Consider the following 2,430-nt stretch of genomic DNA (forward strand, 5'->3'; position numbering starts at 1 on the left):
CGAGAAGCGCCAGGCGCGCAAGGACCTCGGCCGCGTGGAGCGCCGGCTCGGGAAGCTCGCCGAGCAGGAGGCCGCCCTGCACGAGAAGATGGCACGGGCGGCCGAGGACTACGGCCGGCTCGCGGAGCTCAACGCCGAGCTCCAGGCGATCCTCGCCGAGAAGGAGGGGCTCGAGCTCGAGTGGCTCGAGGCCTCGGAAGTGCTCGAGTAGGCGGCGACGATCTGCGGCCCGACGAACGGCCCGATCTGCGCCCCGAGGCGAGGTCCAGGGCGAGGTCCAGGGCGAGGTCCAGGGCGAGGTCCAGCGGGGGGATGAGCGTTCACCAACGCGTCATCTCCGTGTCTCGAAGCCCCCGTAGGCTGAACCCGCTTGACACGGGACAGCAAGCTCTAGGGGACAACGATGCACAGTGATGATTTCGGGCGGTTGGTTCGCGGTGACGTGGTGAGCGTCGAGGGCCTGGAAGGACTCAACCTGAGCGGGATCGTCGAGGAGGTCGCTCCCGACGGGACCGTCTTCTGGCTCCGCGAGGACGGCGGGATGAGCCGGCGGATGGTGCACGTGACGGATGGTGCCGACGTGCGGCGCATCGACGGAATGCGGGCAGCCGGCTAGCCCGCGGGGTTCAGCGTCCTCGCTGGAAGTGTCCAGACTGCGGGGATAGCATCCTTGAGATGGGCGCAATCGTTGACGCAATTCTCGGGATGCCGCCGCTCGCGGCGTACCTCGTGGTGTTCGCGCTCGTGTTCGCGGAGGACGCGATCTTCGTGGGCTTCGTGATCCCGGGGGAGACGGCCGCCGTGCTCGGCGGGGTGGTCTCGAGCCAGGGCCACGCGAACATCTGGATCATGGTTCCCCTCGTGGTCTTCGCGGCGATCGCCGGCGACACCGTGGGCTACGAGATCGGCAAGCACCTAGGCCCCCGGCTCCTCGGCTTCCGGGTCTTCGACCGCCACCGCAAGCGGCTCGAGGACGCCCAGGCGTTCCTCCGGAAGCGCGGCGGATGGGCCGTGTTCCTGGGCCGGTTCGTGGCGTTCTTCCGCGCGATGATGCCCGCACTCGCCGGGGCCTCGCAGATGCACTACCCCCGATTTGTCTCGTTCAACGCGCTCGGCGGGGCCACGTGGGGAGTCGGCTTCACGCTTCTGGGCTTCGTTGCCGGCGCGTCGTACGACGTCGTGGCGAAGGCTGCGGGCCGGGACCTCGCCGCGATCGTCCTCGTGATCGCCGTGATCGGCGTCATCGTGTGGCGCGTGCGCAAGGGCCGCGCCGAGCGCCGCGAGGAGCGCTCGTACCGCGGCTCGCACCACGATGAGCCCGGACAGCCCTGAAATTCTCAAACACGCGCGGCGCCGTCCACGAGGGCCGGCTCCTTCTGGAGGCCCGTAAGCCCGTTCCAGGCGAGATTCACGAGGTGCGCCGCGACCGCGCGCTTGTCGGGGCTGCGGGCATCGAGCCACCACTGCCCGGTCATCGCGACCATTCCCACGAGCATCTGGGCGTACATGGCGCCGTCGCCCGCGCTGAAGCCGCGCGCGGCGAACTCGTCGGCAAGGATGTGCTCGACCCGGGCGGTGATGCGGGAGAGGATCGACGTCAGCGCGCCCGCCTGCTGGCCGGGAGGCGCGTCGCGGACCAGGATCCGGAAGCCCTCGCTGCGGTTCTCGATGTACGTCAGGAGAGCCATCGCGGCGCGCTCCACGAGCACGCGCGGCTTCGCGTCCTCCGCGAGGGATCCCGTGATGGCGCGCAGGAGGAGCTCGGACTCCTCCTCGACGACCACGCGGTACAGCCCCTCCTTCGAGCCGAAGTGCTCGTAGATGACAGGCTTCGTGACGCCCGCCGTCGAGGCGATCTCCTCGATCGTGGCGGCATCGGCGCCTTTCGCCGCGAAGAGTCCGCGACCCACGTCGATGAGCTGTCGGCGCCGCGCGGGGCCCGTCATGCGGATCCGCGGTGCGGCTCGGTCAGGGCTCGGTCGGCTCATTCGACCATCGTAAGCAGCCGAACATGGCAGAATAGACGATTGTGCCGCGAGCTGCGGCGGGGAGTTTCCCGCCGTCCGTTCGGGCACGGTCCGCCCTGGTGTAATGGCAGCACGCCGGCCTTTGGAGCCGTGCAGTCTAGGTTCGAATCCTAGGGGCGGAACGAGCGCACGGCGGCCCCGGCTCGCGTGGGGTCCGCCCCGCGTGGATAGAATGGCCGACGTCGGTGTCCAATCCCGCTTGGCAAGCTGAACTGGATCATTGGGCAGCGCGGACCATCGGGACACGACGAGCAGGAGAACCAGCGACAGTGAATGCGGAGATCCCCGGACACAGCACTGAAGCCGACCGCCCGGAGTCCCCGCAGCCGGCGCCCCGGGTCGCTGGGGGACCGGCCGCCGTCGTCGTCCTCGCCGCAGGCGCGGGGACCCGCATGAAGTCCCG

Annotated in this window: 3 protein-coding genes, 1 tRNA gene and 1 pseudogene; 4 read left to right on the top strand and 1 reads right to left on the bottom strand. The window is 69.7% G+C overall.

The annotated features are described in order from the left end of the window. The 3 genes and pseudogenes from ACLN58_RS21020 to ACLN58_RS21030 form a co-directional block, all read left to right on the top strand. Positions 1-211: pseudogene (locus ACLN58_RS21020) on the top strand (ABC transporter ATP-binding protein); the annotation flags it as partial. A gap of 192 nt (positions 212-403) precedes the next feature. Beyond that, positions 404-616, top strand: coding sequence for a hypothetical protein (locus ACLN58_RS21025; protein ID WP_415857168.1), 213 nt, complete (start codon positions 404-406; stop codon positions 614-616). A gap of 59 nt (positions 617-675) precedes the next feature. Further along, positions 676-1,332: a DedA family protein gene (locus tag ACLN58_RS21030; protein WP_415857169.1), complete on the top strand. Its 657-nt coding sequence runs from the start codon at positions 676-678 to the stop codon at positions 1,330-1,332. Positions 1,333-1,337: 5 nt separating this feature from the next. Here the strand turns inward: ACLN58_RS21030 and ACLN58_RS21035 are convergent, their stop codons facing one another. Continuing rightward, positions 1,338-1,988: a TetR/AcrR family transcriptional regulator gene (locus ACLN58_RS21035; RefSeq protein ID WP_415857170.1), complete on the bottom strand. Its 651-nt coding sequence runs from the start codon at positions 1,986-1,988 to the stop codon at positions 1,338-1,340. Positions 1,989-2,077: 89 nt separating this feature from the next. Here ACLN58_RS21035 and ACLN58_RS21040 point away from each other — a divergent pair. Next, positions 2,078-2,149 (top strand) — tRNA-Gln (locus ACLN58_RS21040). The last annotated feature ends 281 nt before the right edge of the window (positions 2,150-2,430 follow it).

It is taken from the genome of Sinomonas sp. G460-2 (assembly GCF_047759905.1).
Taxonomy (GTDB): Bacteria; Actinomycetota; Actinomycetes; order Actinomycetales; family Micrococcaceae; genus Sinomonas.

Bases quoted from the DNA above. Each gene is read 5' to 3' on its own strand.
- ACLN58_RS21025 (WP_415857168.1), top strand. From the start codon at position 404: ATGCACAGTGATGATTTCGGGCGGTTGGTTCGCGGTGACGTGGTGAGC.
- ACLN58_RS21030 (WP_415857169.1), top strand. From the start codon at position 676: ATGGGCGCAATCGTTGACGCAATTCTCGGGATGCCGCCGCTCGCGGCG.
- ACLN58_RS21035 (WP_415857170.1), bottom strand. From the start codon at position 1,988: ATGAGCCGACCGAGCCCTGACCGAGCCGCACCGCGGATCCGCATGACG.